Below are 25,946 nucleotides of genomic sequence, written 5' to 3' on the forward strand. Positions count from 1 at the left end.
GGCCGGCCCGAGTCAGGTCGCCCCGGCGGGCTCGGCGTTGACGGCGTGGACGATGTCGATCATCGCCGCCAGCGTGTCCAGCCGGGCTGCGGCGGTCGGCCCTTCGGGTTGCAGGCGCAGGACGTCCACGCCGGCGTCTCGGTACGCCCGCACCTGGTTCATGACCTGTTCGTGGGTGCCCAAGAAGTTGGTCTCGGTGACGAGTCGATCCGGAACTGCGGCCGCTGCTGCGGCCCGGTCGGCGTCCAGCCACAGACGCTGCACGTCGCGGCATTCTTCCTCGAAGCCGCCGCGGCGGTAGGCATCGTTGTAGAAGTTGGCAGTCGCCGACCCCATCGCGCCCAGCGTGAAGGCGATGCCGGGCCGTCGGGGCGCGATGAGAGCCTCGAGGTCGTCGCCGAACTCGACGGCGCCCCCGACCTGGCAGGCGACCGAGCCCGGCGGGCGGCCGGCCGCTGCTGCGGCGTCTGCCACGTGACCCCAGGTGGCCTCCGGGCAGCTCGGCACGAAGCACACGCCCACCCAGCCGTCGGCGGCCTCACCAGTGTACCGCAGCGAGCGCGGCCCGAGCGTGGCCAGCCAGATCTCGATCGAGTCGTTGGCGGGCTGCGCGAGGCGCAGCGACTTGCCCTGCCCGTCGGGCAGGGGAAGCACATGGTGGCGGCCGTCGTAGGCGATCTTCTCGCCGGCGAAGGCTTGGCGGCAGATGTCGACCGTCTCGCGCAGCCGGCCCAGCGGATCGGCGAAGCGCACACCGTGCAACCCCTCGACCACTTGCGGCCCGCTGACGCCGAGCCCCAGGATGAACCGGTCTCCGGTCATGGCCGCCAGCGAGAGCGCGGTCATCGCGGTCATCACCGGAGCGCGGGCCGAGATCTGCAAAATGCCCGTGCCGAGCTGGCAGCGTTCGGTCACCGCAGCGAGGTAGGCGAGCGTGCTGACGCCGTCCATGCCCCATGCCTCGGCAGACCACAGGATGTCCACGCCGAGGCGGTCGGCCTCTCGCAGGAACTCGACCTGTTCGTCCCAGTCGCGCCGCTTTCCCGACGCCGGTCCTCCGAATCCGATGGCTGTGCGCACGCTCGGAACCCTAGATCGCTAGTGGAGGCTCAGGCGGGGTGCAGGGTCACCAGCCCGCCGAGTTGCGCGAGGTCCTGCAAGGCCTGGTCGTAGAAGAAGCGCGCTGAGCATGCGTCACGCGCCCATGCCTCCTCATCCGACGTCGGGGAGCGCCCGACGGCGCCGATGCTCAACTCGCCGGTGGAGGCGGAACTGATGATCGTGCGATTACCCACGAGCAGTTCTTCGAGGGCATCGCTCCGATCACCCGGCTCGTCGAACACGAACAGCCGGCCGCCATCGGTGACAAACGGTGTGACGTAGTAGGTGCGGTCGCCTGCAGGCGTCTCGGTGTCGAGTCGCAGCATGAGCACGCCGTCAAACGGAGCGAACGGGGCAATGGGCGCAAGCGGCGCCTCGCCTGCTTCGGCGGACTCGGGAACCACGGCGGGCAGCGTACCGAGCGGCAGATCGGCGCATCGGTCCGCCTTTTCACTAGGTTCAGCATGCGACCCGCCTCGGAGCGGATCACCTGGCGCAGGGGGTAACGAACCATGTCAAGCGAACAAGCCCGGTCAAGCGAGCAAGCTGGCTACTTGGACACCGAGTACTTCGGATTCGAGCAGGCGCTGGGCTCGAACGGAGTGCTGACGGTGACGTTCAACCGGCCCGAATCAATGAACGCTTCCACCCACTCGATGAAGCGCGACCTGATCGAGCTGATCACCCAGGCTCAGATGGATGACGCTGTGCGGGTACTGCTGTTCACCGGTCAGGGCCGGGCGTTCTGGGCCGGAGACAACCTGGGCAGCTACGAGGCGGAACATCCCTCGGCCACGCCGGAGATCTTCGGCGGGCACCACAACGCCGCTGGCACGTACAACAGCCTGCGGACGATCTCCCAGGCCGTCAACACCGCAGTGCGCCGTCTGGACAAGCTGACGGTCGCGGTCATCAACGGCTTCGCCATCCAGACGGGTTTCAGCTTCGCCCTTGCTTGCGATTTCCGGATCGCGGCACGATCAGCCCGGATGGGATCGGCGACGCTTCGCTTCGGCCTGCTGCCCGACGAGGGCGGCCAGTGGCTGCTGGTGCAGCACCTCGGCGTCGCCAGGGCGACCGATTTCATGATGCGCAAGCGGATCGTGGACGCCGACACCGCACACGAGCTCGGGCTGGTGCACGAGGTGGTCGACGACGAGCAGCTTCCCGCTGCGGCCGCCGAACTCGCAGCCGAAATGGCCGACGGACCGCAGGTGGCCATGCGCATGCTCAAGCGATCGATCCTGCTGGCTGCCGAGATGACGTGGGAGCAGTCGCTCGACGAGATCGCTTCCAAGACGGCGATCACCGATCACTTGCCCGATGCTGCTGAGGGCGTCTCGGCCTTCCTGTCCAAGCGGCAGCCCGAGTTCAACGACTGGCTTCGCTGAGCGCCGTTGCCCGCGCTGCGGGTGGTGGCATACTTCCGCCGTGGAGCACGCTGAACAGGTCAGCCACATCAAGACACTGCTGGCGCGGCTCGACTCCGGCACCAACGTGGATGCCGGCGGCGTGCGCTACAACCCCACGTCCTCCTATACCGACCGCGAACTCGCACAGATCGAGCGGCGGGAGTTCTTCGACACTCACCCCCAGATGGTGGGTCTGTCGGGCGACTTACCCGAACCGGGCTCGTTCATGACCCAAGATGATCTCGGCACGCCGATGCTGCTCGTGCGATCGCCGAGCGGCCGGTTCCGGGCGTTCGTGAATTCCTGCCGCCATCGCGGCGTGGTCGTCGAGACCGAGCCGCGCGGTCGCAAGCGCCGCTTCGCCTGCCCGTTTCACAACTGGACCTACGACGCCGACGGTGCGCTGGTCGGCCTGCCCAAGTCGGATCACTTCGGCGAGCTCGACCGCGACGACCTAGGGCTGGTGGAGCTGCCGGCAGTCGAGCGCCACGGCCTGCTGTGGGTGCATCCGCGGCCCGGTGGCGCGCTCGACCCCGATGCGCTGCTGGGTGACGAGCTTGCCGCCGACTTCGCGGGCTGGGACTTCGGCAAGCTGCAGTGGCTGGGCTGTGACACCTACGAGGTCGGCTGCAACTGGAAGCTCGCCATGGACACGTTCGGCGAGACCTACCACTTCCCCGTGCTGCACTCCGACACGCTGTCGAATGATTTCTACGGCAACGTGCAGTGCTACGACGAGTTCGGGCGCCATCACCGGCTGATCCTGTGCCGTCGCTCCATCGAGGACGCACGCGAGCGGCCGCCGTCGGAGTGGGACATCGCCCGCTACGGGCTGCCGGTGTACTGGCTGTTCCCGAACGTGCAGCTCATCCCGTCGCGCGAGGTGCTGTTCCTGGTGCGGGCCTATCCCCACCCGACCGAGCCCGGCCGTCACACGAGCCAGATCTCCTTCTACCTGCGGCCCGGCATTGCTCGCGACGACGCCGAGTTCGACTTCATGGCTGAGGCGTCGCGTGCATTCAGCAACGTCATCCGCGACGAGGACTACGTGATGAGCGCCAGCCAGCAGCGTTCAGCCAATGGCGGCGCGCTCGAACACGTGGTGTTCGGCCGCAACGAGCCGGCGTTGCATCACTTCCACAACACCTACCGGGCTGCGCTGGGCCAGGAACTGCTGCCACTGCACTCGACCCCTTGAGCGGGTGTCGCGGCCCAACAGGCCGCCGGGCGCTCAGCCGCTCACAAGTTCTTCGAGCGCTCCCAGCAGCATCCTGACGTTGCGCATCCGGGCCGTGTGCCCCATGCAGCCGATGCGCCACACCTTGCCGGCGACGGGTCCGAGCCCGCCGCCCACCTCGATGCCGTAGCGCTCCAGCAGAGCACGGCGCCCGGCAGCGTCGTCGAGGCCGTCCGGCAGCGTGACAGTGGTGAGCTCGGGCAGGCGGTGGCCCTCTTGGGCCCACAGCTCGAAACCGAGCTCGGGCAGGCGCGCGTGCAGTTCGTCGCCGCAGGCCTGGTGGCGAGCCCAGGCGTTCTGGAGTCCCTCGTCGAGCACGGCGCCGAGGCCGGCGTGCAGCGCATAGAGCATCGAGATCGGCGCGGTGTGGTGATAGGCGCGGGCGCCCTCGCCCACGACGTACGCCCGGATCATGTTCAGGTCGAGGTACCAGCTCTGGGGCCGTTCGACGAGCGATTCCAGTGCCCGATCGCTGACTGTGAGGGGCGCGAGGCCGGGGGGCACACCGAGGCATTTCTGCGTGCCGCTGTAGGCGATGTCGACGGCCCAGCCGTCGATGTCGACATCGATGCCCCCCAGCGACGTCACACAGTCGACGAGCAGCAGGGCATCGCCCTTGCCCTGGCCGAGCGGCGCGATGTCGTTGCGCACGCCGGTGGATGTCTCCGCATGCACGACGGCGATGAGCTTCGGCGAGGGGTGGGCGTCGATCAGTCGCTGCGGATCGATGGCACTGCCCCAGTCCTCGTTCACCGCCACGACGTCTGCACCGCACCGGGCTGCCACGTCGCACATGCGTGTGCCGAAGACGCCGTTGACACCGATGACCACCGTGTCGCCGGGTTCGACGAAATTGCAGAACGCAGCTTCCATGCCTGCCGAGCCGGTAGCGCTGACGGGGAAGGTCAGCAGGTTCTGGGTCTGCCAGACAGCGCGCAGGCGTTCATTGATCTCGTCCAGCAGGGCGATGAACTCGGGATCGAGGTGGCCCAGCACGGGCCGGGTGAAGGCTTCGATGACTTCGGGGTAGGGATTGGAGGGTCCCGGCCCCATCAGGATGCGGTCGCTGCGGGTCACGGGCCCGCACGGTACCGGCCGCATGTCGATGACGTTCGGTTCCGCAGCGTCGGTGCAGATGACGTCAGCGCGATTCGAGGGGCCGCAGCAGGGCGATAAGGCTGGAGGTGTCCCAGCGGCCACCACCGAGCTCCTGAATGCGTTTGTAGAACTGGTCCACGAGGGCGGTGACCGGCAGGGGAGCACCGTTGCGTTGCGCTTCCGACAGCACGATGCCGAGGTCCTTGCGCATCCAGTCCACGGCAAAACCGAAATCGAACTCGTCGGCGGCCATCGTTGTGCCGCGGTTCGACATCTGCCACGACCCCGCCGCGCCCTGAGAGATGGTGTCGAGCACGGCGTCGAGATCGAGACCGGCACGGCGACCGAACTCGAGTCCCTCCGACAGTGCCTGGACGAGACCGGCAATGCAGATCTGGTTGACCATCTTGGTGAGCTGTCCCGCGCCGGCTGGGCCGATCAGCGTGACCGCCCGCGCGTAGGAGTCCATGACCGGTCGCGCCCGCTCGAAGTGCTCGGCAGCGCCGCCGCACATGACGGTCAGCACGCCGTTCTGCGCGCCCGCCTCGCCGCCGGACACGGGTGCATCCACGAAGCCGATCCCTTGCTCGGAACACGCAGTGGCCAGCTCACGGGCCATGTCGGCCGAAGCAGTGGTGTGATCCACGAGGACCGAGCCCTCGACCATTGCCGCCAGCGCGCCGTCGTCGCCGTAGGTCACCGCGCGCACGTCGTCGTCGGCGCCGACGCACATGAACACGATGGCTGCGCCATCGGCGGCGTCTGCCGGCGTTGCAGCCACCCGACCTTGGTGCTCGCCTGACCACCGTTGCGCGACGCTCGCGGTTCGGTTGAAGACGGCCACGCGGTGGCCCGCTGCAGCGAGGTGGCCCGCCATGGGGAAGCCCATGACGCCGAGCCCGATGAATCCGACATCAACCGGCACGGTGGACTCCATGGTTCTCGTTGAGCATTGCTCGTACCTCGTGTTTGCGTACTTTGCCGAGCGCCGTTCGGGGGAGCTGATCGGTCCAGAACACTGCCTTGGGATGCTTGAAGCGTGCGAGCTGCCCGTCGAACAGCCGCAGGAGATCGGCGTCCTCGATCTCGGTGTCGTCCGCGACGCTAGGAGCGGCCGCCGGCCCGGTTGCCCGCACGGCCACGATGACGGGCACCTCGCCCCATCGCTCGTCGGGCACGCCCACGACGGTTGCTTCGGCGACCAGATCGCTGCGGGCCAGCACCTCCTCGAGCTCCGCGGGGTAGATGTTCTCGCCTCCCGAGATGATCATGTCCTTGCGCCGGTCGTCGATGAAGATCCAGCCCTCGTCATCCGCGTGCCCGACATCGCCGGTGCGGAACCACCCGTCGCTGAGCGCCTCGGCAGTGGCCTCGGCATCGCGCCAGTACTCCCGCAGCACGCTCGGCCCCCGCACCCACAGCTCGCCGCGCTCGCCCGGCGCCGCGTCCCTGCCGTCATCGGTGACGATGCGCACTTCGCACATGGTCGAGGGCTTGCCGCACGAGCCCGGACGGGTTGCTGCTTCGTCGCAGCGCAGGTGCACCGCTATCGGGGCGGTCTCCGTGGAACCGTAGATCTGCCCAACCGGCACACCCCGATCGAAGAAGGGCCGGGTGGCAGCCGCCGGCACGGGCGACGACCCGGTCATGATCCCGTGCAGCGAGCCGAGATCGGCGGTGGCGAATCGCGGGTGGGCGGCAACGGCGGTCAAGGCGGCGGGCACCAGCACGGTCCACGTCGGCTGCCACTGCTCCACGTCGTCGAGGAACTGCCCGGCGTCGAAGGCCCGCTCGATGAGCGCCGCCGCACCTCCCAGCACAGCAGGGAGCGTCTGGATGTTCAGCCCGCCGACGTGGAACAGCGGGATCGTGGTGAGCACCCGGTCGCGGCTCGTGAGGTCATGAGCGTGGGTTGAGTTGACGGCGTTCGCAGCCATCGCCGCTTGGTCCAGCACAGCCCCCTTGGGATGCCCCGTCGTGCCCGAGGTGTAGGCCAGCAGCACCGGATGGGCGGGGGTGCCCCGACGTGGCGGTACGGCGCTCGTGGCACTGGGGCACTCGGGCTCGTCAGGCAGCACCCGGATCTCGCACCCCGCACCGATCGATTCGGCATGCCGCTCGAACGTCGAATCCACCACCAGCAGGCTGGGTCCAGCGTGGTCGAGGATCCACCGGTGCTCGGGCGGCGCCAGGCGCGAGTTCAACGGCAAGTAGATGGCGCCGAGCCAGGAGCATCCGAGCATCAGCCGCAGCGCGGCCGGCCGGTTCGGGCCGAGCCACGCCACACGGTCGCCCTCGCCCACGCCGGCACCGGCCAGCCAGCCGGCCGTCGCGGCGATCTGGTCTGCGAATGCGCGGTACGTGTGCTCGACGCCTTCGAACGCGACGGCGGTCGCAGACGGCTGCCGGTCGGCCCACCGCTCGACACGCGCGGCAAGATCGGCCCCAGCGGACAGTGGTCCGGGATCGCTCACGGTGCCTGCAAGATGTGGATGGGTGCCGGCTGCGGGCTAGCTGGCTCAGGCCAGGTCGCCCTGCAGGGCGCCTTCGATCACTACAGCCTCCCTGTCGAGGAACACGCTGTGATTGCGCATGGGCAGGTCGAAGTGCCCCAGCGTGTGGCGCCCGGCGTGCTCGTTGGCGCCCGTCGAGTAGAGGAAGTTGCCGGCGAAGGCTCGCTGCTCGGTGCCGTTGGTCTGGCTCCGGTCGTACATCGACAGGGTGTCCCACCGAGCGCCGGGGTTCATGCCCCAACCCACGTGGCTGGTCGCGTACGCCTCGCGGTCGCCCCAGGCATCGGTGTAACTGCGGAACAGCGCCGCGTCGGTGCCGACTCCCTCGACGTCCACGACATAGTCGTCCTCGATTCTCAGCGTGACCGGCGACTCGATGTACCGCTTGAAGGTGAGGTTCATGTCGCCACGGTCCATCACAATCGTGCCGTTCACAGTGTTGGCTTTGGGGAAGGCCAGGCAGAGCCCGCCAGGCCAGTGACTGATCGTGCCCGGCCGGGCGGTGTAGCCCCATCCGCCGCCGCACGGCGCTCCGTCGACGTCGACGACCAGATCGGTGCCCGCTGCCGAGGTGACGTGCATCTGCGAAGCTGCGATCAGCTTCTTGATACCGACCTTGACTTTCGGCTCGAGGTCCGGCTCTGGCGAAAGACGCTCGAGAGCCTCCGGGTGCTCATTGGACACCATCAGGATCCGGGTTCCCTCGCCCAGGATCTTCGGGAGTTCCGGAGCGTGCAGCAGCCCTTCCACCGTGCAGTCGACCACGAAATCCACCGCACCGAGGGCCGCGAGCACTGCCGCTGAGCCGGCGATGGCGTCGGACGCGCCCGTCGACCTCACCGGCACCGGCGCCGACTGGCGAGGCGTCGGCACCACGACGTGGACCGGCGGCGTGCCGAGCCGGTCCAGGGCCAGTTCGGCCAGGTTCACGTTCACGGCCCTGCTCTGGCTCTCGGACAGGATCGCTGCTGTCTGGGGCGGTTCGACGCCGCACATCTCGAAAACCGACGAGAAGGCGTCGATCCACTTCGCTTCGATTCGCTCGACCAGCATCTGGTCCTCCAGATTCCCGCAGTCTGCTGACTATGCGCCAAGTTAGAGGCTGTGCGGAGCGCCGCGGCCGTTGGGTGTCAGGCTGCTTCGACGGCGGCGAGGTGGGCGGCGTCGTTGAACCGTCGTACCTGCCAGAGGCGCCGCCCGTTGAAATCGAGCAGCTCCAGCTCGGTGATGGCGGTCACCGAGGTGACCACGCCGACGCCCCGATGACTGGGCGGGATGCCGAAGGCCATCGCCATGGCCGCAGAGGCGATGCCGCCGTGGCACCCCACAAAGATCGTCTTTCCCGCATGGGCTGCGGCGATGTCGTTGAGCGCCTGTGCAACTCGGTGGCGGAAGCCTGCGCGGCTCTCACCGCCGTCCACCACGGGCGCGTATGGCTGGTCCATCGGCTGGATGAACCCGAAGCGCTCGCGCGCCGCCTCCCAGGTCATGCCGTCGGCAGGTCCGAGCCGCATTTCCTCGAGGTCATCGTGGAGATGGACGTCGAGATTCCCGCGCTCGGGCCCGCTGCCGAGTACTGGCAGCACGATGTCGGTGGTCTCGCGGGCCCTGGGCAGCGGCGAGGAGTAGACGACGTGCACCTCGGGTTCGCGGCCGCCAGCGAACCGGTCGCGCAGCGCCGCCGCTTGAGCGCGGCCCCGGTCGGTGAGGCCCCGACACCCCTGGGGTCCGCCGACGATTCCTTCGGCCATGGCGACGGATTCGCCGTGCCGGACGATCAGCAGCCGCGAGAGCAGTTGCTCGTCAGCCATATCGCCTGCTGCCGACATCCACACCGGAAGACTCTAGGTGCTGAGCCCGAGCGGCCCGGTGAGCGGCACTGTGCTAGCTCACCGTGGCTGTCGAACTGCGGTGTTGCGAGCCGTCCGCCCCGCGTGACGTGCGCTTCCGCGGGGCGTCTGCGGCATCGGCCGACGGGGCCACGTCGTGCAGGGCGGTGAACTTGAGAGAGCAAGGGTCGAAGACTGCCACCGCTCCACTGCGCGCCTCGCGAGCGACATGCGTGCCGGGAATGTGCTCGGCCGCCGCGACCGCATCGGCAACCGCGTCGGCCAGGCAACCCGATTGACGCGAGAACACAAGCGCCTGGACGCCGTCGTGGGCCGCTGCAGCCGGGCGGGAGTAGCCGGCGCCTTCCAGCCGCTCGACCGTCGAAGCAACGGTTAGGTCGGCGCCGTCGACAAACAAACAGAATTCATGCGTGGTCATCACAGGCGCGTTACCTCTCGCTGCATCGCTTGATGCCGGAAGCCGTGGTCGCATGGCCAAGCGTCCGGCCGGTCTGCGGCACTCTAGTAGCGATTGCTTATCTACCGTCAAGAGCTTTAGTTTCAAATAATTTCCATATTTTCCGTGTAGTTTAGGAATCTGTCTCTGGCAATCTGTTCGGGGTGGCCGCCGGCCCGCACGCCGTAGCGGGCGTGCATTCGCTAGCGGGACAGTCTGGAGCGCCGCGCCGACGCGACCGGAAAGTGCCTGGGCCGTAGCATGCGGCCCGATGACAGGTGACACGGGGATGTCAACGCCGCAGCACATCGCCTATCGAGCGATGGTGGCCTCCGACGTCGGCTCGGTTCCTGTGGGGTGCATGGGCGAACCCGACGAACTGGCAGAGCGGATCGCCAGCCTTGGATCCGCTGCGATCCTGGCATTCGAGGGAGACCGCCACGTCGGGCAGCTGCAGTTCCGGAGGTACATCCCCGGACAGCGAAGCCCCAACAACATCTGGGATCCGGTGTACTGGATGGACTTCGACGGCCGGGCACCGACCCTTCCCCCCGGCACGATCAGCGTCTTCTGCTATCACGTCGGCCAGCTTGACGACACCGACGACCGCGATAGCCGCTACTTCGGTCGGGGCATCGGGGCCGGGCTGCTCGACCGCATGCTGGAGTGGGCGTCCGCCACCGGCGCGGCGGCCGTGGTCGCGAAGGCGTCGCCGTCGTTGAGGCCGGTGATGGGCTTCATGGGCGGTCAACCCGTCGAGGTCTACGAGGAGCGAGGCTTCCAGACTGTCGCAAGCTGGTCCGACCCCGATCTCGCCGAGGCGGTCGTCGAGCGTGGCATCGCGACCACTGAACAGCTCCCGGCCGCGGCCACCGTCAGCTGCTGCGTCCTGAACCTTTCCGAGCGCCGCTGACAGAGCCTTCGGCCGATTCCCGAGCCGTAGCCTGCAGGACGGCGAGTAGCGAACACCGGAGGTTGTGATGGGATCGATCACCTCAGACATCGAGCCAACCGTCGATCCGGCCGAGGTGGGCTTCGACGCCGGTCGGCTGGAGCGCATTGCCGCTCATCTGGATCGGTATGTCGACGACGGGCGCCTGCCGGGCGTGTCCGTGCTGCTGACGCGCGGCGGCCAGACCGCCTACACACACCGCTACGGCCAGCGTGACTGTGAGCGGTCGCTGCCGGTCACCGCCGACACCATCTATCGCATCTACTCGATGACCAAGCCCATCGTGTCGATCGCCGCGATGCAGCTGTACGAGCAAGGGTGCTTCCAGTTGAAGGATCCGGTCTCGCGTTGGATCCCGGAGTTTGCGAACGCACGCGTCTTCGCCGGCGGCAACGTGATGCAGTACCAGACGCGAGAACCGGCGAGCGAAGTGACCGTCCACAGCCTGCTGACCCATACCTCCGGCCTCACCTACGACTTCCACTTCGCCAACGAGGTCGACGCGCTGTACCGGGCCAATGGCTTCAACTGGGGTGCCCCCGGCAACCTCGAGGAAACCTGCGAAGCGCTCGCATCGCTCCCGCTGCTGTTCGATCCGGGCACCGAGTGGAACTACAGCTACTCCACCGATGTTCTGGGCCGTGTCGTCGAGGTCGTCTCGGGTCAGTCGCTCGACGAGTACCTCGTCGACCACGTGACCGGGCCGCTCGGCATGACCGACACAGGCTTTCAGGTGCCACCCGCCGACGTCGAGCGCTTTGCGGCCAACTACACAACAGCCACGCTGGCGGCACGCGAGGCACCGGGCAACACGGGGCCGGCGCCCCCGGCTTACCGGCCCGACGACCCGGGCCTGGCGCGCACGCTGATGGATGACCCGCGCACGTCGGCCTATCTGGGACCGCCCAAGATCCTTTCCGGCGGCGGTGGCCTGGTGTCGACCATGGGCGACTACCACCGCTTCACCCAGATGCTGCGCAACCGGGGCGAGCTCGACGGCGCCCGCGTCATCGGCCGGCGAACCCTCGAGTTCATGGCCAGCAATCACCTGCCTGGCGGCACCGATCTCACCGAGTGTGGCCGGGCATTGTTCTCCGAGGCGGCCTTCGACGGTGTCGGCTTCGGGCTGGGTTTCTCGGTCGTGCTCGATCCTGCCAAGGCCAAGGTCGTGTCCAGCAAGGGCGAGTTCGCCTGGGGCGGGGCTGCGTCGACAGCATTCTGGGTGGACCCGGTCGAAGACATCACGCTCGTCTTCTTGACGCAGCTGCTGCCCTCCAGCGTCCACCCGATCCGCCCAGAGCTCAAGGCCCTCGTCTACCAGGCGCTGGCGTGAGGCGGTTCGCTGCTCTTCGCGAGGAGCGCTGATTGACTGCGCACATGGCAGATTTCGACTTGGTCATTGTCGGCACCGGCTCGGCCAATTCCATTCCCGGCCCCGAGTTCGACGACTGGTCGATTGCGATCGTCGAGCGCGGCACGTTCGGCGGCACCTGCCTGAACGTGGGCTGCATTCCCTCCAAGATGTTCGTGTACGCGGCCGATGTGGCCGACACCATTGCGACGGCAGGCCACTACGGCATCGCTGCCAGCTTTGACAGCGCCGATTGGCCTGCCATCCGGGATCGCGTCTTCGGCCGCATCGATCCCATCGCCAGCGGGGGCCGCGACTACCGCTCCGGCGTCGAATGCCCCAACATCACCGTGTTCGAGGGCGATGCCCGCTTCGTGAGCGATCGGCGCCTGGCGGTGCGTATGGCCGATGGCAGCACTGAATCGGTGTCCGGGCGCCACGTGGTGCTCGGCGCCGGCGCTCGGGCGTTCCTGCCGCCGTACCGCGGCCTGGGCACCGTGCCGTTCCACACCTCTGACACGGTGATGCGGCTGGATTCGCTGCCGGAGTCGATGATCGTGCTTGGCGGCGGGTACATCGCCTGCGAGCTGGGCTACGTGTTCTCGGCGCTGGGAACCAACGTCACAGTGGTCAACCGGGGTGAGCGGCTGCTGCGAGCCGAGGACGACGATGTGTCTACGGCATTCACGGCAGCGGCGCAGCGCCACTTCGACTTGCGCCTCGGCTCGACGGTGACGTCAGTAGGGGGTGCAGCCGCGGAGTTTGTGTACGCCGCCGACGGCTCGCCCAGTGCCCATGGCAACTCCTACACGGTCGAGTTCACTCGTGGCGGTCATGCCGAGTCCGTGAGCGCCGATGTGCTGCTGGTGGCCACCGGGCGGGTGCCCAACGGCGATCAGCTCGCCCTTGACCTCGCAGGCGTGGACGACGAAGACGGCCGTGTGCTGACCGATGAGTTCTACCGCACCTCGGTGCCGGGCGTCTGGGCCTTCGGCGACCTGTCGAGCGAGACTCAGCTCAAGCATCTCGCCAACGCGCAGGTACGGGCGCTCAGGCACAACCTGCTCGTGGCCGAGGGCCAGGCGGACGGTCCTATGCGCACAGTCCGGGAAGACCTGGTTCCCCATGCGGTGTTTTCGCACCCACAGGTCGCCTCGGTCGGTCTCACCGAGCGAGATGCCCGGGCCGCGGGACTGCCGATCTCGGTGGCCAACAAGCCCTTCGGCCACACGGCGTACGGCTGGGCGATGGAGGACACCGCCAGCTTCGCCAAGCTCATCGCACACGCCGAGACCCGCGAGCTGCTCGGCGCCCACATCATCGGGCCCCAGGCATCCACCCTGATCCAGCAGTTGATCCAAGGCATGGCCTTCGGACAGACCGTCGACCAGATGGCCCGCGACCAGTTCTACATCCACCCCGCGCTCACCGAGGTCATCGAGAACGCGCTGCTTGAGCTGTAGGCGGCTCAGACGCGTTCAGTCCACGCGGCGGGCGTCGGGAATCAGGTTGATCTCCCAGATCACCTCTTCGAGTCGATCCTCGGCGGAGACCGCCTCGTAGCGGCACGGTCGCTCAGGCGTGACTGTGGAGGGCGCCGGCACCAGGACCGTGGACGGGCGTGGGTGGCAGAACTGCACCACGCTGAGCCGGCTGGTGTGCTGGCCTGGGTCGGCCTTGACACGGTGCCAGCCGGCCCCGATCAGACCATTGGTGACGTGCTCCAGCATGATGCCCGAGTTGACGATGACGTGATCGTGCGGCGGAGCGGCATCGACCCACTCGCCGTCGATGCGCACCTGCAGGCCGCGGTCGGTCGCTCGGGGCAGGGCCGTGATGAGGTTGATGTCGGTGTGCTCGTCGGCCCAGATGTGGCCTTCGCTGCCGCCGCCTGGGGCATGTGACATCGGCGGGTAGTGAATGGCCCGCGACAGGTGCGTGCCGTAGGTGGTCATCCTGTCGAAGTAGGTCTCGTGGGCGCCGATACCCTCCGCGATGACGCGCAGGAAGCGTCGCTGCAGTTCGACGAGCCGCCGGTGGAACTCGGTGAGAATTGCACCGGCGCCGTCGATGTCGTCATCGGGAAAGATCGACGGACGGTACCAGCGGCCGTACTGAACGGTGAGCGGGTGGCCGGCAGGGGGCTGATCGCTCCAGTTGAACATCTCCTTCCAGTCGGGAAGGTCGGAGATGGCGGCGGTCTCGGTGAGCGGACCGGTGTAACCGCGGGCGCCGAACGACTCCGCGTCGACGTAGTGCATCTTGGCGTCGGGTTCGAGCGCGAAGAACCCGTTGAGCACGCCGTAGGCGTCGTCGAGCAGGCCGCCCGAGAGATCGTGCGCCGTGTAGACGAAGCCGGTTCGGAGGCTGGCCATGACGCCCTCGGTCACCGCCCTGCGCTGCGCCGCCGAACCGTGCTCGAAGGCCAGCAGGTCCACGTCGAGGATCTCGTCCATAGCGCCCTTCAGTCTTCTCGCTGGCGCGCCAGCCAGGTCTCGTAGCGAGCGGGGTCGGTCCATGCGCCGGTCGCTGCGTCGAAGAGCGCTGCCTCGGGCGCCATCAGTGCCTGGTCGGTGGTGCGGGCTTGAGTGCTCGACACGGCGCCCACCCAGTCGGGCAGGTCGAGTACCAGTGCGGCAGGGCAATCGTGCGGCGGGCGAGCGGCAATCGCCACCGCCGGCAGTGCAGCGATCGACGCGTCCCGCTGTGCTGGGTCGTTGCCGTAGAACACCGGGTCGTGGATCTGCTGCCACTTGTCGGCGCCCATCACGATCACGTCAAAGCCGGCTGCGATGTCCGACAGCAGCTGCGCGTCGGTGACATCGATCTCCAGCCAGTCGATCGGCGCGGCGACCTCTTCGAGCACGGCGATCCGGTCGGCGAGCCGCGGGCGCTGTACGTCCTCCTTCGCGAGTGCCACCCGGCTGACCGACCACACCAGCACATCGAGGCGATGCTGACCGACCACGGCCTCGCTGATGGCCAGATGGGCGGTGGTGGGCGGGTTGAACGAGCCGGGAAACACCCCCCGCCGCCGCGCACGTGCCGGCGACGATGATGATCCTGCCGCCGAGGTCGCTGTCGCTGCGGAGTCGCCGGCCATGCCCTGCGAAGCGACCACTGCGAACCTCAGCCTGCGTCTGTTGCGGTGTCTCCGGCGACGGCACCGGCGATCGCGATCGATCCCGCCGTGCCGCTGCTGCCGTCGGCGAGTTCGCCGATCACTGCGGCGTCGTGGCCGTGGTTGCGCAGCTCGCGCACGGCGTCGTGGGCGCGTGCGGGATCGCAGCTGAACAGCAGGCCGCCCGAGGTTTGCGGATCGCCGAGCACGGTGCGGGTGAGGTCGTCGCCGCCGTCGAGGCGCTCGGCGAGGTGATCCAGGTTGCGGCCGGTACCTCCGGGCACGAAGCCGCCGGTGGCGAGCCCGACCACATCGGGCAGCAGCGGCACTGCGCCGGCATCCACCACGGCCCTCGCCTCGCTGGCTGCGGCGAGCTCCGCGAGGTGTCCCAGCAGTCCGAACCCGGTGACATCGGTGGCCGCGGTGGCTCCTGCCCTGATGGCTGCGGCGGCGGCTGCGTCGTTGAGCCGGCACATCTCGGCCACGCCGGCCTCGTAGGCCGCGTGCAGATCGCCGCCCGGCTCGGTGGCCTCAGGGCCGGAACGCTTCAGCGCGGTTGCGAGCAAGCCGGTGCCGAGCGGTTTGGTCAGCACGAGCGCCTGGCCCGCGTGCCCGCCAGCATTGGTGAGCAGGCCCGCTTCCCCAGCGTTAGCAGCGATGGTGCCAGTCACCGACATGCCATAGACCGGTTCGGGCCCGTCGATCGTGTGACCGCCGGCCACCACCCAGCCGCCGTCTGCCGCGGCATCCGCGCCGCCGGCGAGCACCTCGCCCAGCAGGTCCAGCGGGAGCACATCGCGGGGCCAGGCCGCCAGGTTGAGGGCGAACAGCGGGCTGGCACCCATGGCGTAGATGTCGCTGGCCGCATTCGCGGCAGCGATGCGCCCCCATGTGCGCGCGTCGTCGACGATCGGCGCGAAGAAGTCGGTCGACGTCACCAGCAGCCGGTCGCTGTCGAGCCGCCACACGGCGGCATCGTCGCTGGTGTCGGTGCCGACCACCAGGTCCGGGTGCGATGGGGGGGTCAGATGGCGCAGAGCCTGCGCCAGCTCGGAGGGTCCGAGCTTGCACGCTCAGCCCGCACCGTGGCTGTACTGGCTCAGCCGGAACGCCGGGCTGTTCGCAGTGCTGTCGGTCGGCACAGCGGCAACGGTACCGAGATCGTCCCCGATGGTGTGTCTCGTTGCCGTCTCGAGCGACGGAATCTAGCCATAGCTGCGGATGGCGTCGACGATGAGTTCGAGCGCGGTCGCGGCGTCGATGCTGTAGGCCACCTCGCAGTTGGGCGTGGCGTCGGTGCCTGGCCGCTCGTCGGCGACGGTCATTCCTCGGGTCACGTCGCCACTCGTCTCCACTTCGACATGTCGGGCGCCGAAGGTGAACAGCTCAGGGTGGGTCACGGCAAGCACCGCACACGGGTCGTGCATGGGCGCTGCATCCAGCCCGGCGCGCTCGCGGTAGCCGGCGAGGTAGAAGTCGAACAGGCCCGCGACGAACTCGGGCACGATGCCGCCCTGCGCCCGCAGAGCGGCGGTTTCGCTGGGCCCGACGCACAGCTGGTGGGTGAGGTTGAGCCCTGCCATGCGCACCAGCGGCGCCCCGGTGGCGAACACGATCTGGGCGGCATGGGGATCTGCCCAGATGTTGAACTCGGCGGTCGGCGTCACATTGCCGGGGCCGACAGCGCCGCCCATGAGCGAGATTCCGGCCACCCGCTCGACGATGTCGGGTGCCTGGCGGATGGCCAGCGCAACGTTGGTGAGCGGCCCGACTGGCACGAGCCACACATCGTCGTGGGCTCGCGCTGTGTTGATGATGACGTCGACTGCGTCGTTGCTCGCTGCCTCGAGGTGTACGTCGGGGCGCGGCGGCCCGTCGAGTCCGGTTGCCCCATGGGCACGCGGCGCATGGGCTGCGGGCACCAGCAGCGGCCGGTCCGCGCCCGCATGCACCGGAAGGTCGAGCCCGGCGAGCTGGCACATCAGCAGCGCGTTTGCCGTAGTCATCTCGAGCGGGGCATTTCCTGACACCGTGGTGATGGCCAGCACGTCGCACTGTCGGGCTGCCAGCAGGATCGCCACCGCGTCGTCGTGGCCTGGGTCGCAGTCGAGAATGATCTTCGGTGTCGCCATATCGACTGCTTCGGGGTCTGCGCGGGCTACAGCTTGGTGATGCTGGGCGCGGGGGCGTCGGTCTCGCCCCAGTAGTGGGGGAGACGCAGGTAGCCGAAGCGCGTCAGCTCGATGGCCGATGGCAGCCCTTGGATCTCCTTGATCCGCTGGATGGAGCGGATGTGCGAGGCCATCTCGTAGAACAGCATCCAGATCGCGCACTCGAGCGTGTTCACGATCATGCGCTCGTCGTCGGGATCATGCCAAGCACCCCGGGGAAGCACCGTGATGGCGTCATCCCAGAAGAGCGTGCTGTGACGTGATTCCACCATCTCGCGGAACGTCTCGATCGGATGGGACGCGACCACGTAGCGCATCCAGCTCAGGCCCAGGTCCAGCTTGTCGAGCAGATCGGGCACGTCCCAGAACAGCTCAGGATCCAGCCGCAGCCCGTGCTTGTTGTTGCGCCCCTGGTGATGCTCGGCCCACACGATCGGTTCGGGAATGTCGCCGTCGGGCCACAGTAGCATCCCGCAACGCCGCTTCGCGAAGATCAGCGACACCCAGGCGATGTGGCTGACCTGCCGCCGGATCGACCACCACATCAGCTCGCGGTCGGGGGACTGGTCGTCGAGGTCGATCTGCGCATCGCTCAGCCCGTCGACCTCGGCGCGCAGCCACAGGTCGATGTGGGAGAAGTACGGCATCGTGCCGGCCGCGTCGTCGGCCGGCATCTCCAGCACTGAAGGATCGACTCGTGCCATGCCCGAACGCTAGCGATCTGCCCACCGTCGAGCCGGGGTGCTGGACCGCACCGGGTCGGCGGGGCTCGGCACCAGCCAGTCCGAGGTCAGTCAGTTTCGAAGGCGCGAGGGTCGGGGCAGGCGCACATGAGGTTGCGGTCGCCGTAGGCCCCGTCGATGCGGCTCACCGGCGGCCAGTACTTGTCGGCCACGAGCGTCGGCACCTTGGTGCCCGCCGGGTACGCGGCCTCGGTGCGCGAGTAGGGGTGCTCCCACTCGTCGGCCAGCACGTCGATCGCTGTGTGGGGTGCGTTGGCGAGCGGGTTGTCGTCGGCGGGCCACTCGCCGCCCGCAACCTTGTCGATCTCGGATCGGATCGTTGCCATCGCATCGCAGAACCGGTCGATCTCCGCCAGCGATTCGCTCTCGGTGGGCTCGATCATCAGCGTCCCCGCAACCGGGAACGACATCGTCGGGGCGTGGAATCCGAAGTCGATGAGCCGCTTGGCCACGTCGTCCACGCTGGCCCACTCCGAGTATGGCCGCAGGTCCACGATGCACTCGTGCGCGACCAGCCCGTAGCGGCCCTGGTACAGGATCGGGAAGTGCTCGCCGAGTCGCGAGGCGAGGTAGTTGGCCGACAGGATCGCCGTCTGTGTGGCTTGGGTGAGCCCCTCGGTGCCCATCATGGCGATGTACATCCACGGGATCGGCAGGATGCCCGCAGAGCCCCACGGCGCCGATGAGATCGCACCCGGCCCGGTGTCGGGGCCGGCGTCGGGCGCCAGCGGGTGGTTGGGCAGGTACTTGGCCAGGTGCAGGCGGCATGCCACCGGCCCGATGCCCGGCCCGCCGCCGCCGTGGGGAATGCAGAACGTCTTGTGCAGGTTGAGATGGCTGACATCCGCGCCGAAGGTGCCCGGTGCGGCGAGGCCGACCAGGGCGTTGAGGTTGGCACCGTCCACGTACACCTGCCCGCCTGCTTCGTGCACCTTGAGACAGACCTGCCGGATGCCGTCCTCGTAGACGCCGTGGGTGGAGGGATAGGTGGCCATGAACGCGGCGAGCTGATCGCCGTGCTCGGCGATCTTGGCGTCGAGGTCGTCGAGGTCGACATCGCCGTCGTCGGTGCAGCCCACCACCACCACCCGCATGCCGGCCATCACCGCAGACGCAGCGTTGGTGCCGTGCGCGGAGGAGGGGATGAGGCACACGGTGCGGTGGGTGTCGCCGCGGTCGTCGTGGTAGCCCCGGATGGCGAGCAGCCCTGCCAGTTCGCCCTGCGACCCGGCATTGGGCTGCAACGACACGGCGTCGTAGCCGGTGATCGCCGCCAGCCACCGTTCGAGGTCGGCGATGATCTGGCGGTAGCCCTCCCACTGCTCGGGTGGCGCGAACGGGTGGATGTCGGCGAACTGCGGCCAGGTCACCGGGGTCATCTCCGCTGCGGCGTTGAGCTTCATCGTGCAGCTGCCCAGCGGGATCATCGACCGGTCGAGCGCCACGTCGTAGGAAGCCAGACGGCGCAGGTAGCGCATCATCTCGGTCTCGGAGCGATACGAACCGAAGGTGGGGTGCGTGAGGAACTCGCTGGTGCGCCGCAGCTCGCCCGTGATGCCCGACGGCGCCGAAGCCGCCAGTGCTCCGACCGATTCGCTGTCGTGCGTCTCGCTGCCCCCCAGAGTCCCGAACGCATCCAGCACCGCGGCGACCGTGCCCTCGTCGCAGGTCTCGTCGAGTGAGATGCCGACGGTGTCGCCGTCGATGCGGTGCAGGTTGATGCCGGCGCTGAGTGCTGCGGCCAGCACGTCGTCGGCACCACCGGAGACCTCCACCGTCAGCGTGTCGAAGAACGTGTCGTTGCGTACGCGCGAGCCCAAGTTGCGTAGGCCGGCGGCGAGCGCTGCGGTCAGCCGGTGCACACGCTCAGCGATGCCGGTCAGGCCGTCGGGGCCGTGCCAGACCGCATACATCGAGGCCATCACCGCAAGCAGCACCTGCGCGGTGCAGATGTTGCTGGTGGCCTTCTCGCGCCGTATGTGCTGCTCACGGGTCTGCAGTGCCAGCCGGTACGCGGTCCTGCCGGCCGCATCCACCGAGACGCCCACGAGCCGCCCCGGCATCGAGCGGCGGTGCTTCTCGCTGGTTGCCAGGAACGCCGCGTGCGGACCGCCGAAACCGAGCGGCACACCAAATCGCTGCGAGCTGCCCACCACAATGTCGGCTCCCTGCTCACCGGGCGGCTGCAGCACGCAGCACGCCAGCAGGTCGGCGGTGACGGCCGCAACGGCGCCCGTGCTGTGCAGAGCTTCGATCACCGGTTGAAGGTTGCGGACGGCGCCGCTGCTGCCGGGGTAGGCCAGCAACGCGCCGTACACCTCGGCAGGCGCCAGATCGTTTGCCGGGTCGCCCACCACGATGTCGATGCCGAGCGGCTGCGCACGCGTGCGAACCACGTCGATGACCTGGGGATGGCAGTCGGCATCGACGAAGAAGCAGTCCGGCCCGCTGCGTGTGATGCGCCGCGCCATGGCCATCGCCTCAGCAGCCGCGGTGCCCTCGCACAGCAGCGATGAGTTGGCGATCTCCATTCCCACCAGGTCGCACACCATCGTCTGGTAGTTGAGCAGCGCTTCGAGCCGCCCTTGGGAGATCTCGGGCTGGTACGGCGTGTACGCCGTGTACCACGACGGGTCTTCCAGCACGCCGCGCCGGATGACGGCGGGCGTGAGCGTGCCGTAGTAGCCCAGCCCGATCAACGAGTGCACCTGCGTGTTGGCGTTGGCCAGCCAGCGCATCGCGGCGGTGGCTTCCGTCTCGGTGAGGGGCCGGTCGACGCCGTCGAGCACGATCGGCTCGTCGATCCGGATCTCGGCAGGTACGGCGGCATCGATGAGGTCGCTGAGCGAGCCGAACCCGAGCCGCTTGAGCATCACGGCGACGTCGTCGGGCTGCAGGCCGATGTGACGTGCTGCAAATGCCCCTTCTGCGCTCGTAGGTACCGGGGGTTCACTCATGCGCCATGCCTCCGTGCAAGGGGCCTCGTGCGGTCTCGTTCATCGTCAGTGCCATAGCTCCGTCTGTCATCACGACGGTCGCCAGTAGCGGTGCTCCGCGAACGGCAGTGGGGCGACCTGGCACGGCTCAGGACCCTTGCGGCCCTGGGCGAACAGCTCTGTGCCGTCTGCCGAGTGCTCGGCCGCTACGTAGGCCATGGCGATCGGTGCTTCGACGGTAGGGCCGAAGCCGCCGCTGGTGACCATGCCGACGCTGGTGCCGTCGGAGGTGCTCAGAGCGGCGCCGTCGCGAATCGGCCGACGGCCGTCGGCTGCGATGCCGACCCGCTGGCGCGGCGGCCCGTCACGTAGCTGCGCAGTGATGATCTCCGCGCCGGGGAAGCTGGACTCGGCGCGCCGGCGCTTCGGGATCGACCAGCCCAGTCCGGCCTCGGCCGGGGTCGCCGCCTCGGTGAGTTCGTGGCCGACCAGTGGCAGGCCCGCCTCGAGTCGCAGCGTGTCGCGGGCGCCGAGCCCTGCCGGCGACACTTCGTCGCTTCCCAACAGCAGCCGTGCGATATGGGTCGCCTCGCTCGCAGGCATGGCGACTTCGAACCCGTCCTCGCCGGTGTACCCGCAGCGCGACACCTCGCACTCGACCCCGTCGATCGGCAGCGTGGATGTCGACATGAACGCTAGGTCTGCGGCTGCCGGCGCCCAGCGATCCAGCACATCGACGGCTGCGGGCCCCTGCAGCGCAATGAGCGCCAGATCGGTGCGGACTTCGATGCGCACACGGCCGTCGTCGGCGCCGCCGTTGGCTTCCCGCAGCATCGACAGGTCGGCGTCGGTGCGTACCGCATTGACCACAATGCGCAGACGATCGGCATGACACGACACGATCAGGTCATCGAGCACGCCGCCTGCAGCCGTCGTGAACTGCGTGTACCTCATCCGTCCCGGTGCGAGGCTCGTGATAGCGCCCGGTACGCGGCGTTCCAGCCAGGCCGCCACATCGGGCACGTCGTCTCCGGCCGCGGGGCGCAGCTCGACAATGCCCATGTGGCTGACGTCGAACAGCCCCGCCATCGTGCGTGTGGCGCGATGCTCGGCAACAGTGCCGTCGCCGTAGCGCATGGGCAGCGCATGACCGCCGAAGTTGACCATCCGGCCGCCGAGTTCGGTGTGCAGGTCGAACAGCGGGGTACGTACGCCGCCGTTGGCGTCAGTCATCAACCGGTCCGGCTCAGCTTCAGTCGGCCAAGAGCTCGGCGATGCGACCCTTCGGACGTCCGACAATGGCGCGGTTGCCGCGTACGATCACCGGGCGCTGCATGAGCGCCTTGCGCTGGCTCAGCAGCTCCACCACTGCGTCGGGATTGTCGACGTAGTCGTCTGCGTTCAGGTTCAGCTTCTTGAACTGCGAGTCCTTACGCACCAGGTCTTCGACGGGGTCCTCCAGTATCGACACCAAGTGTTCGAGCGTGTCCCGGTCGGGCGGCGCCTTCATGTAGAGGACGACATCGGCCTCCACTCCAGCTTCCTCGGCGACCGCCAAGGCGTTCCGGGAAGAGTTTCAATGCGGGTTGTGGTAGATCGTCACCTCGGCCATGAGGCCGAAGTTACCTGCGCGAGACGCCCAAGTCTGGACAGGCGGCCTGGGAGTCTGCCGGCCAGTCAGCCAGCCGGTCAGCCAGCCCATCGGCCAGCCGGGGATCAGGGCAGCAGCGTCGACAGCGGCCGCTCAGCGCCCAGCGGCGTGGCCGAGGCGTCGGCGGCTTCGACTTCCTCGCGTGTGACGCCCAGCATGAACAGGATCGCGTCCAGGTACGGCACGTTCACGGTGGTGTCTGCCGCATCGGCCACCACCGGCTTGGCGTTGAAGGCGATGCCCAGCCCCGCCGCCGTCAGCATGGGGAGATCGTTGGCGCCGTCGCCCACCGCCACGATCTGCTCTAGCGGCACGCCCTCGATGTAGGCGAGCTGTCGCAGCAGCCGCGCCTTGGCTTCGGCGTCGATGACCTCGCCGACCACCTCGCCGGTCAGGCGGCCGTCGCGGATCTCCAGCTCGTTGGCGTAGGCGTGATCGAACTTGAACCGCGTCGCCAGGTGATCGGTGAAGTGCGTGAATCCGCCGGAGATGATCGCCACCTTGTAACCCAGCCGCTTCAGCGTGCGGGCGAAGGTGCGGGCGCCCCTTGTGAGATTCATGTGCACGATGGCCGTGTCGATGATCGAGACGGGCTGGCCGGTCAGCAGCCGCACCCGCTTGCGCAGTGATGTTTCGAAGTCGATCTCGCCGGCCATGGCGGCGGCGGTCAGCTCCGCCGAACGAGCCTCGTGGCCGGCCTCGGCGGCCAGCAGGTCGATCACCTCGTTGCGGATGAGGGTCGAGTCGACATCCATCACGATCATGCGGGTCGAGCGCCGTGACAAGCCGTGAGGCTGGACGGCGATGTCGATCCGGCGCTCAGCGGCCACCTCGATCAGGTCGGTGCGCAGCTTGTCGCTCTCCGCGCCCTCGACCAGGAATTCGTAGCTCCACACCGGGAAGCGGGAGAGCCGGTGAATGCGGTCGATGTTCCCACCGCTGGTGGCGATGGCCCCGGTCACGACCGACAGGTCCGCCGGCTTCAGTTCGGGCGCCAATGCGGTGACCACGAGGCGCTCCGCGTGCTTGGTCGGCGTGGCGTCGACAACCTCGAAGTTCATCTCCAAGCCCCGCTCGTAGCCGAACAGCAGCACCTCTTTGACCAGGTCCCGGCCTGCGGGAACCGTGATCGCGAGCCCGAGCGTGAGCTGGCGGCGCACGACTACCTGCTCCATGTCCTGCACTTCCGCGCCGGCATTGGAGAGCAGCGCCAGCAGGTCGGTGGTGATGCCCGGGCCGTCGGGGCCGGTCACCCGGATGAGGATCGTGTCCCTGGACGCGGCGCCGGTTGCATCGTCCAAGGCATCGTCCGCGGCTTCGTCGGCAGCATCGTCCTGTGGGGCCATCGGATCGCGCAGGCTACTTGGCCTTCGAATCGGGCCAGGATCGAGCCTTGAATGCAGATCATGAACGCCGACCACGTGTCACGGTGTTGTCGTGGGACATTGAGTCCGATTCGTGCCTCCGGGTGAAGCGAGCAGACCACCGGGGCGTAGGCTGAACGTATGCCGAGCTACCGATCTGTCACCTCTACAGCAGGCCGAAATCAGGCCGGGGCTCGAGCCTTGTGGCGTGCCACCGGCATGACCGACGACGACTTCGGCAAGCCGATCATCGCCATCTCCAACTCGTTCACCCAGTTCGTGCCCGGCCATGTCCATCTGAAAGACCTCGGCCAGCTCGTCGCCCGCGAGATCGAAGCCGCCGGGGGCGTGGCGAAGGAGTTCAACACCATCGCCGTCGACGACGGCATCGCCATGGGCCACGACGGGATGCTCTACAGCCTGCCGTCGCGAGACCTCATCGCCGACGCGGTCGAGTACATGGTGAATGCGCACTGCGCCGATGCGCTGGTGTGCATCTCCAACTGCGACAAGATCACCCCGGGGATGCTCAACGCCGCGATGCGGCTGAACATTCCGACCGTGTTCGTTTCCGGCGGTCCCATGGAAGCCGGCAAGACCAAGCTGGCCACCCAGAAGGTCGACCTCATCAACGTGATGGTGGTGGCCGCCGACGACTCGGTCAGCGACGAGGACGTCGCCGAGATGGAGCGGTCGGGCTGCCCCACGTGCGGTTCGTGCTCGGGCATGTTCACGGCCAACTCCATGAACTGCCTCACCGAGGCATTGGGCCTGTCGCTGCCCGGCAACGGGACGGTGGTGGCGACCCACGCAGACCGCCGTGAGCTGTTCCTCGAGGCGGGGCGGCTGGTGGTCGAGCTGTGCCGCCGCTACTACCAGGAAGACGACGCATCGGTGCTGCCGCGCTCGATCGGCAGCTTCGAGGCGTTCGAGAACGCCATGACGCTCGACATTGCAATGGGCGGGTCCACCAACACGATCCTGCACCTGCTGGCCGCGGCCCAGGAGGCAGAGCTCGACTTCACCATGGCCGACATCGATCGGCTGTCGCGCAAGGTGCCCAACATCTGCAAGGTGGCGCCTGCGTCGGAGTTCTTCCACGTCGAGGATGTGCATCGCGCCGGGGGCGTCATGGGGATCATGGCCGAGCTGAACCGGGCGGGCCTCATCGCCAACCAGGTGCCGACGGTGCATTCGCCGACCATGTTCGATGCCATCTCCAGCTGGGATGTGGCCACCAACGACGACGCGTCGCTTGCCGAGTTTTTCCGGGCGGGCCCGGCGGGCATCCCGACCCAGGTCGCGTTCAGCCAGTCCGAGCGCTATCGCACGCTGGATCTCGACCGCGAGCGGGGCTGCATCCGCTCGGTCGACTGCGCGTACTCCGCCGACGGTGGGCTGGCGATCCTCTACGGCAACCTCGCCCCCGACGGCTGCGTCGTGAAGACCGCCGGGGTCGACGAGTCGATCTGGGTGTTCTCCGGCCCGGCCCATGTGGTCGAGAGCCAGGACGAAGCGGTCGAGCACATTCTCGAGGGCGAGGTCGTCGCCGGGGATGTGGTGGTTGTTCGCTACGAGGGTCCGCGAGGCGGCCCTGGCATGCAGGAGATGCTGTACCCGACGTCGTACCTGAAGTCCAAGGGTCTCGGCAAGGCGTGTGCCCTGGTCACCGACGGGCGCTTCTCGGGCGGCACGTCGGGCCTGTCGATCGGCCATGTCTCGCCCGAAGCGGCAGCAGGCGGGCTCATCGGGCTCGTGCGCAGTGGCGACATCATCGAGATCGACATCCCGAATCGCACCATCAATCTCGCAGTTGACGATGCCGAGCTGGAGCAGCGTCGTGCCGAGCAGGACGAGGCGGGCTGGCAGCCGGCCGAGCCGCGCCCACGCCAGGTCAGCACCGCACTGCGGGCCTACGCGGCAATGGCCACCAGCGCCGACAGGGGCGCAGTGCGCGACCTGTCCCTGCTGGGCTGAAACTAACGCTGAAGGTCGGCGTTGCCAGGGACC

General features: G+C 68.1%; 23 protein-coding genes. 6 read left to right on the plus strand and 17 right to left on the minus strand.

The annotated features are described in order from the left end of the window. Positions 1-12 precede the first annotated feature (12 nt). Both ACOGI8_RS07010 and ACOGI8_RS07015 read right to left on the minus strand, forming a co-directional pair. Positions 13-1,080, minus strand: coding sequence for an LLM class flavin-dependent oxidoreductase (locus ACOGI8_RS07010; protein WP_419856149.1), 1,068 nt, complete (start codon positions 1,078-1,080; stop codon positions 13-15). Positions 1,081-1,109: 29 nt separating this feature from the next. Continuing rightward, positions 1,110-1,505, minus strand: a complete 396-nt coding sequence (locus ACOGI8_RS07015) for a hypothetical protein (RefSeq protein WP_419856150.1) — start codon at positions 1,503-1,505, stop codon at positions 1,110-1,112. 108 nt (positions 1,506-1,613) lie between these two features. Here ACOGI8_RS07015 and ACOGI8_RS07020 point away from each other — a divergent pair, with 108 nt between their 5' ends. Further along, a complete protein-coding gene (locus tag ACOGI8_RS07020) occupies positions 1,614-2,492 on the plus strand; it encodes an enoyl-CoA hydratase/isomerase family protein (RefSeq protein ID WP_419856151.1) in 879 nt (292 codons plus the stop codon). Positions 2,493-2,532: 40 nt separating this feature from the next. Beyond that, complete coding sequence (locus ACOGI8_RS07025; protein WP_419856152.1) at positions 2,533-3,711, plus strand: aromatic ring-hydroxylating oxygenase subunit alpha; 1,179 nt, start codon at positions 2,533-2,535, stop codon at positions 3,709-3,711. Between the two features lie 33 nt (positions 3,712-3,744). Here the strand turns inward: ACOGI8_RS07025 and ACOGI8_RS07030 are convergent, their stop codons facing one another. From ACOGI8_RS07030 to ACOGI8_RS07055, 6 genes are all read right to left on the minus strand, one after another. After that, positions 3,745-4,827 (minus strand): pyridoxal-phosphate-dependent aminotransferase family protein, encoded by a 1,083-nt coding sequence (locus ACOGI8_RS07030; protein ID WP_419856153.1) that lies wholly within the window; start codon positions 4,825-4,827, stop codon positions 3,745-3,747. 64 nt (positions 4,828-4,891) lie between these two features. Continuing rightward, positions 4,892-5,785 carry an NAD(P)-dependent oxidoreductase gene (locus tag ACOGI8_RS07035; protein ID WP_419856154.1) on the minus strand — a complete coding sequence of 298 codons (894 nt, stop codon included), beginning with the start codon at positions 5,783-5,785 and terminating at the stop codon, positions 4,892-4,894. Then, the gene (locus tag ACOGI8_RS07040) at positions 5,763-7,322 is read right to left on the minus strand and encodes a class I adenylate-forming enzyme family protein (protein WP_419856155.1); all 1,560 of its coding nucleotides are present in this window, start codon (positions 7,320-7,322) and stop codon (positions 5,763-5,765) included. The genes ACOGI8_RS07035 and ACOGI8_RS07040 overlap by 23 nt, the downstream gene beginning before the upstream one ends. A gap of 45 nt (positions 7,323-7,367) precedes the next feature. Further along, positions 7,368-8,414: a peptidase M29 gene (locus ACOGI8_RS07045; RefSeq protein ID WP_419856156.1), complete on the minus strand. Its 1,047-nt coding sequence runs from the start codon at positions 8,412-8,414 to the stop codon at positions 7,368-7,370. A gap of 77 nt (positions 8,415-8,491) precedes the next feature. Further along, the gene (locus ACOGI8_RS07050) at positions 8,492-9,172 is read right to left on the minus strand and encodes a histidine phosphatase family protein (RefSeq protein ID WP_419856157.1); all 681 of its coding nucleotides are present in this window, start codon (positions 9,170-9,172) and stop codon (positions 8,492-8,494) included. 73 nt (positions 9,173-9,245) lie between these two features. After that, entirely contained in the window at positions 9,246-9,629 is a 384-nt protein-coding gene (locus tag ACOGI8_RS07055; RefSeq protein WP_419856158.1) for a hypothetical protein, read from the minus strand. Between the two features lie 289 nt (positions 9,630-9,918). Here ACOGI8_RS07055 and ACOGI8_RS07060 point away from each other — a divergent pair, with 289 nt between their 5' ends. The 3 genes from ACOGI8_RS07060 (at position 9,919) to ACOGI8_RS07070 (ending at position 13,413) form a co-directional block, all read left to right on the plus strand. Next, positions 9,919-10,560 carry a hypothetical protein gene (locus ACOGI8_RS07060; RefSeq protein WP_419856159.1) on the plus strand — a complete coding sequence of 214 codons (642 nt, stop codon included), beginning with the start codon at positions 9,919-9,921 and terminating at the stop codon, positions 10,558-10,560. A 67-nt stretch (positions 10,561-10,627) separates the two neighbouring features. After that, positions 10,628-11,932: a serine hydrolase domain-containing protein gene (locus ACOGI8_RS07065; RefSeq protein ID WP_419856160.1), complete on the plus strand. Its 1,305-nt coding sequence runs from the start codon at positions 10,628-10,630 to the stop codon at positions 11,930-11,932. A gap of 44 nt (positions 11,933-11,976) precedes the next feature. Continuing rightward, entirely contained in the window at positions 11,977-13,413 is a 1,437-nt protein-coding gene (locus tag ACOGI8_RS07070; RefSeq protein ID WP_419856161.1) for a mycothione reductase, read from the plus strand. 15 nt (positions 13,414-13,428) lie between these two features. Here ACOGI8_RS07070 and ACOGI8_RS07075 read toward each other — a convergent pair whose 3' ends face one another. The 9 genes from ACOGI8_RS07075 to serB all read right to left on the minus strand — a co-directional run bounded on the left by ACOGI8_RS07075 (position 13,429) and on the right by serB (position 23,918). Continuing rightward, positions 13,429-14,406: an isopenicillin N synthase family dioxygenase gene (locus tag ACOGI8_RS07075; protein WP_419856162.1), complete on the minus strand. Its 978-nt coding sequence runs from the start codon at positions 14,404-14,406 to the stop codon at positions 13,429-13,431. 8 nt (positions 14,407-14,414) lie between these two features. Continuing rightward, positions 14,415-15,053 carry a hypothetical protein gene (locus tag ACOGI8_RS07080; RefSeq protein WP_419856163.1) on the minus strand — a complete coding sequence of 213 codons (639 nt, stop codon included), beginning with the start codon at positions 15,051-15,053 and terminating at the stop codon, positions 14,415-14,417. A gap of 26 nt (positions 15,054-15,079) precedes the next feature. Beyond that, on the minus strand, positions 15,080-16,213 hold the full coding sequence (gene selD / locus ACOGI8_RS07085; protein WP_419856164.1) for a selenide, water dikinase SelD: 1,134 nt from the start codon (positions 16,211-16,213) through the stop codon (positions 15,080-15,082). A gap of 63 nt (positions 16,214-16,276) precedes the next feature. Then, positions 16,277-17,203, minus strand: coding sequence for a nucleoside hydrolase (locus tag ACOGI8_RS07090; RefSeq protein ID WP_419856165.1), 927 nt, complete (start codon positions 17,201-17,203; stop codon positions 16,277-16,279). A gap of 26 nt (positions 17,204-17,229) precedes the next feature. Further along, positions 17,230-17,946 (minus strand): hypothetical protein, encoded by a 717-nt coding sequence (locus tag ACOGI8_RS07095; RefSeq protein WP_419856166.1) that lies wholly within the window; start codon positions 17,944-17,946, stop codon positions 17,230-17,232. An 86-nt stretch (positions 17,947-18,032) separates the two neighbouring features. Then, complete coding sequence (gene gcvP / locus ACOGI8_RS07100; protein WP_419856167.1) at positions 18,033-20,942, minus strand: aminomethyl-transferring glycine dehydrogenase; 2,910 nt, start codon at positions 20,940-20,942, stop codon at positions 18,033-18,035. 69 nt (positions 20,943-21,011) lie between these two features. Then, entirely contained in the window at positions 21,012-22,154 is a 1,143-nt protein-coding gene (gene gcvT, locus ACOGI8_RS07105) for a glycine cleavage system aminomethyltransferase GcvT (protein ID WP_419856168.1), read from the minus strand. A gap of 19 nt (positions 22,155-22,173) precedes the next feature. Further along, positions 22,174-22,455: an ArsC/Spx/MgsR family protein gene (locus ACOGI8_RS07110; RefSeq protein ID WP_419856169.1), complete on the minus strand. Its 282-nt coding sequence runs from the start codon at positions 22,453-22,455 to the stop codon at positions 22,174-22,176. A gap of 182 nt (positions 22,456-22,637) precedes the next feature. Beyond that, the gene (serB, locus tag ACOGI8_RS07115) at positions 22,638-23,918 is read right to left on the minus strand and encodes a phosphoserine phosphatase SerB (RefSeq protein WP_419856170.1); all 1,281 of its coding nucleotides are present in this window, start codon (positions 23,916-23,918) and stop codon (positions 22,638-22,640) included. A gap of 159 nt (positions 23,919-24,077) precedes the next feature. Between serB and ilvD the strand changes: the two genes are divergently transcribed. Further along, positions 24,078-25,913: a dihydroxy-acid dehydratase gene (ilvD, locus tag ACOGI8_RS07120; protein ID WP_419856171.1), complete on the plus strand. Its 1,836-nt coding sequence runs from the start codon at positions 24,078-24,080 to the stop codon at positions 25,911-25,913. Positions 25,914-25,946: the final 33 nt, after the last annotated feature.

The organism is Candidatus Poriferisodalis sp., from assembly GCF_965204195.1.
GTDB lineage: Bacteria > Actinomycetota > Acidimicrobiia > Acidimicrobiales > Poriferisodalaceae > Poriferisodalis.